We start from the raw sequence: 5,612 nt of genomic DNA, 5'->3' as shown, positions 1-5,612 counted from the left end.
CACCAGCCGCGGATCGCGGTCGCTTCGGGGCTGTCGGGGCGTGTCGCGGAGGCGGAGGAGCTGTGCTCGGCGGAGTACTGGGTGCGGCACGCCCGTGAGACCGTCCGCTTCGCCGACGCGGTGACCGCGCTGTCCGACGCCGGTGCCACCGCCTTCCTGGAGATCGGCCCGGACTCCGTCCTGACCGCCCTGGCCGGCGGCAGCCTGCCCGAGCACACGACCGTCCTGCCGCTGCTGCGCCGTGACCGCGCCGAGGAACCGGCCCTGGTCACCGGGCTCGCCGGACTGCACGTGCACGGCGTGTCCGTCGACTGGGCCGCGTTCTTCGCCGGCACGGGAGCCCGCCGCGTGGACCTGCCGACGTACCCCTTCCAGCGCGAGCGGTACTGGCCGTCGGGCGGCGTGCGGGCGGTCGATGTGTCCGGTGCCGGCCTGGACGCCGTGCGGCATCCGCTGCTCGGCGCGGCGATGGTCGTCGCCGGGTCGGAGGAACTCGTGCTGACCGGCGTCCTGTCACCGGCCGTGCAGCCGTGGCCCGCCGACCACCGCGTCGGCGGCATGGTCGTCTTCCCCGGCACCGGCTTCCTGGAGCTGGCGATCCGGGCCGGGGACCAGGCCGGTTGCGCCCGGGTGGACGAACTGACCCTCGCCGTGCCGCTCGTGCTGCCGGAGGACGGCGCCGTCCAGCTGCAGCTGAAGGTCGGTGAGCCGGACGACGGCGGGCGGCGGGAGATGTGGTTCCACGCCCGGCCCGCCGACCGGTCCGACGGCCCGTGGACCCTGCACGCCACCGGCCGCCTGGCGCCCGGGACCGGTGAACCGTCCGACTTCGACGCGGCCGTGTGGCCGCCGCGCGACGCGGTGCCGGTCGACATCGCGGACCGCTACGACCGTTACGCGGCGGCGGGCCTGGTGTACGGGCCCGCCTTCCGCGGGCTGCGCGCCGTGTGGCGGCGCGGCGAGGAACTGTTCGCCGAGGTCGCGCTCGACGACTCGGTCCGCGACACCGGCGACTACGGCGTCCACCCCGGCCTGCTGGACTCCGTCCTGCACGCGGCCGCGCTGGACGGTGACGGGGAGCGGCTGCTGCCCTTCGAGTGGCGCGGCGTGTCCCTGCACGCCTCCGGGGCCGGACTGCTGCGCGCGCGGCTGCGCCGGACCGGACCGGAGACGGTGGTGGTGGACGCCGCCGACGCGCACGGCGCGCCCGTGATCTCGGTCGCCGGACTCACCCTGCGGGCCGCCCCCGACACCACGCCCACCGCCGAACCCGACCCGGCCGGGTCGCTGTTCCGGCTGGACTGGCGGACGCGGGAGGCGCCCGCCGCCGTGGGCGGCGGCTGGGCCGTGGTGGGCGACGACCCGCTCGGGCTCGCCGGGCACGTCGAAGGGTGCGTGAGCGCCCCGTCGTTGGGCGCGCTCGGCGCGGCGGGGGAGCGGGCGCCGCGCCATCTCGTCGCGACGGTCACCGGTTCCGGCACCGGCCCCGAGGCGGCGCACACCGCCACCCGCGAGGTCCTGGCCCTCCTCCAGCAGTTCCTCACCGACGACCGCTTCCGCCGCTCCCGGCTGCTGCTGGTGACGCGCGGCGCGGTCGCCGCCGGCCCCGGCGAGGACGTGACCGACCTGGCCGCCGCCGCGGTGTGGGGCCTCGTACGGTCCGCGCAGGCCGAACACCCCGGCCGGCTGCTGCTGGTGGACACCGACGAGGCGTCCGCCGCGCTGCTGCCCACGCTCCCGGCCCTGTTCGACGACGCCGAGCCGCAGGCCGCCCTGCGCGCGGGCGAGGTGCGGGTCGGGCGGCTGGCCCGTGGCGCCGGCGCCGGGCTCGTACCGCCGGCCCGGGGGCCGTGGCGGCTGGACGTCTGGGAGCGGGGCAGCCTGGACGGGCTCGCGCTGGTGCCCTGCCCCGACGAGGAGTTGACGGGGCGCCAGGTGCGCGTCGCCGTGCGCGCGGCCGGCATCAACTTCCGGGACGTACTCAACACGCTCGGCATGTATCCCGGCGAGGCCGGACTCCTGGGCTCCGAGGCGGCCGGTGTCGTGGTGGCGGCCGGACCGGAGGCGCGGCTGTGGCGGCCCGGCGACCGGGTGACGGGCATGGTCGCGGGCGGCTTCGGACCGTCCGTCGTCGTCGACGAACGGCACCTCACCCGCGTACCCGGGGACTGGTCCTGGGAGACGGCCGCATCCGTGCCGCTGGTGTTCCTCACCGCGTACCGGGCACTGGTCGAACTCGCCGGACTGCGGCCGGGGGAGAAGATCCTCGTGCACGCCGGAGCGGGCGGCGTCGGCATGGCCGCGATCCAGCTCGCCCGGCACCTCGGCGCGGAGGTCTTCGCCACCGCCAGTGACTCCAAGTGGCCGGTGCTGCGCGCACTCGGCGTGGCCGAGGACCACATCGCCTCCTCCCGCGACACCGCCTTCGCCGACCGTTTCCGGGCCGTCGCGGGCGACGGCGGCATCGACGTCGTCCTCAACGCCCTGTCCGGCGAGTTCGTCGACGCCTCACTGCGGCTCCTCGGCGCCGGCGGCCGGTTCCTGGAGATGGGCAAGACCGACGTCCGGCAGCCGGACTCCCTGCCCGAGGGGATCCGGTACGAGGCGTTCGACCTGGGCTGGGTCGAGCCCGACGGCATCCGGCGCATGCTGGTCGCCCTGGACGAGCTGTTCGCCGCGGGAGCCCTGCGGCCCCTGCCGGTGCGCGCCTGGGACGTGCGGCGGGCCGCCGAGGCGTTCCGCTTCATGAGCCTCGCCCGGCACACGGGCAAGCTCGTCCTGACCCTGCCGCCCGCCCCGGACCCGCACGGCACGGTCCTGATCACCGGCGGCACCGGCGGACTCGGCCGCCTCCTGGCCCGCCACCTGGTGACCGAACACGGCGTGCGGCACCTGCTGCTGGTCGGCCGCAGGGGACCCGACGCGCCCGGCGCCCACGAACTGCGCGACGAACTGACCGGTCACGGCGCCCGGGTGGAGATCGTCGCCGCGGATCTCGCCGCACCCGGAACCGTCCGCGCCCTGCTCGACACGATCCCCGCCGAGCACCCGCTCACCGCCGTCGTGCACACGGCGGGCGTCCTCGACGACGGCGTGCTCGACGCGCTCACCCCCGGCCGGCTCGACACCGTGCTGCGCCCCAAGGCCGGCGCCGCGTGGCAGCTGCACGAGGAGACCAAGGACCTCGACCTCGCCGCCTTCGTCCTCTACTCGTCCACCGCCGGCCTGATGGGCAGCCCCGGCCAGGCCAACTACGCCGCCGCCAACGCCTACCTCGACGCCCTCGCCCAGCACCGCGCCGCGCACGGCCTGCCCGCACTGTCGCTGCTGTGGCCGGGCTGGGACCAGACGGACGGCGGCATGACCGCCGGCCTCGCCGACCTCGACCTGAAGCGCACCTCCGCCCTCGGCCTGCCCCTGCTGACCGCCGACCGCGGCCTCGCCCTGTTCGACGCCGCCGTCGCCACCGGCGCGGCCGTCCTCGCCCCGCTGCCCGTCGGCGGCGCGCCCCTGCCGTCCGGGGCGGCCGTCCCCGCGCTGCTGCGCGGCCTCGTGCGCCCGGCACGCCGTACCGCCGGAAGCGGCGCCGCCGTCTCCCGCGGCACCCTCGTCGACCGGCTCGCGGCACTGCGCCCCGACGAACGGCAGCGCCACCTCGTCGACCTGGTGCGGGCCGAGGCGGCGGGCGTGCTCGGCCACGGCACCGCCGACGCCGTCGACGCCGACCGGGAGTTCCGCAGGCTCGGCGTGGACTCGCTCACCGCGATCGAGCTGCGCAACCGGCTCGCCACCGCCACCGGCCTCACCCTGCCCGCCACCCTCGTCTTCGACCACCCCACCCCGCGCCGTGTGGCCGTCCACCTGCTCGGCGAACTGATCGAGGAGGGCACGGTCACCGACGCCGCCGCCCCCCGCACCGCGCCCGCCGGGGACGAGCCGCTCGCCGTCGTCGGCATGGCCTGCCGGTTCCCCGGCGGCATCACGTCGCCCGACGAGCTGTGGGAGTTCGTGGCGGGCGGCGGCGACGCCGTCTCCGGCATCCCCGGCGACCGCGGCTGGGAACAGCACGCCGGCATCGGCGCCGAGGAGGGCGTCGCGGGCGGATTCCTGCGCGGTGCCGAGGAGTTCGACGCGGACTTCTTCGAGATCTCCCCGCGTGAGGCACTGGCGATGGACCCGCAGCAGCGCCTGCTGCTGGAAACCGCGTGGGAGGCCCTGGAACGCGCCGACCTGGACCCGCGCAGCCTGCGCGGCAGCCGTACCGGCGTCTTCGTCGGACTCAGCGGCCAGGACTACGGAACCCTCGTGATGCAGGCCGGGATCGACGTCGAGGGGCACGCCACCACCGGCCTCAACACCAGCGTCGCCTCCGGGCGGCTGGCCTACGTGTTCGGCCTGGAAGGACCCGCCCTCACCGTCGACACCGCCTGCTCCTCCTCGCTGGTCGCCCTGCACCTCGCCGGGCAGGCGCTGCGCGGCGGCGAGTGCGGGCTCGCCCTGGTCGGCGCGGTCACCGTCATGTCCACCCCGGTCGGCTTCGCCGGCTTCTCCCGGATGGGCGGCCTCGCCCCCGACGGCCGCTGCAAGGCCTTCGGCGACGGCGCCGACGGCACCGGCTGGTCCGAGGGCGTGGCGATGCTGGTCGTGGAGCGGCTGTCCGACGCGGTGCGCAACGGGCACGACGTGCTGGCCGTCGTCCGCGGCTCGGCCGTCAACCAGGACGGCGCCTCCAACGGCCTCACCGCGCCCAACGGCCCCTCCCAGCAGCAGGTCATCCGCCAGGCCCTCGCCGCGGCCGGCCTCGGCCCCGCCGACGTCGACGCCGTCGAGGCACACGGCACCGGCACGAGCCTCGGCGACCCGATCGAGGCGCAGGCCCTCCTCGCCACCTACGGCCGGGACCGGGACCCCGGGCGGCCGCTGCTGCTCGGGTCGGTGAAGTCCAACCTGGGGCACACCCAGGCCGCCGCCGGCGCCGCCGGACTCATCAAGACCGTGATGGCCATGCGGCACGGCGTCCTGCCCCGCACCCTGCACGCGGACCCGCCCTCCCGGCACGTCGACTGGACCGCCGGGGCGGTGGAACTGCTCACCGCCGACACCCCGTGGCCCGACACGGGCCGCCCGCGCCGCGCCGGCGTGTCGTCCTTCGGCATCAGCGGCACCAACGCCCACGTCATCCTCGAGCAGCCGCCGGCCGGGAACGACGCCCACCGGGAGCCGCCGCCGGCCGGGCGGGAAGCCCACCGACAGCGGTCGGCGTTCGGCGCGGAGGGGGCCGGACACGCCTCGAGCGCCGCGCTGCTGCCGTGGGTGTTCTCCGCCCGGACCGCCGCCGCCCTGGACGCCCAGATCGGCCGGGTCCGCACAGCCGCCGAAGGCCACGACGCGCGGGACGTCGCCCGGACCCTGGCCGGACGGGCCGCCCTCGAACACCGCGCCGTCCTGCTGCCGGGCCCGGACGGTGCCACGGAGCTGGCCCGCGGCCTGGCCGCCGAACGCCGCCTCGCCGTCGTCTTCTCCGGGCAGGGTGGTCAGCGGCTCGGCATGGGCCGCGAACTGGCCGCCCGTTTCCCGGTGTTCGCCTCCGCCCTGGACGCGGTGCTCGCACG

The 5,612-nt window shown here is 76.9% G+C and carries 1 protein-coding gene; it reads left to right on the top strand.

Features of this window, described 5'->3' with window-relative positions; translation table 11 throughout:
• The coding region (locus tag ACZ56B_RS32565) for an SDR family NAD(P)-dependent oxidoreductase (protein WP_468798612.1) at positions 1 to 5,612 on the top strand (5,612 nt) is incomplete at both ends.

It is taken from the genome of Streptomyces sp. NPDC034670 (genome assembly GCF_055574875.1).
The sequence above is the reverse complement of the archived record's forward strand: the minus strand, read 5'-3'. Positions and strand labels throughout refer to the sequence as shown.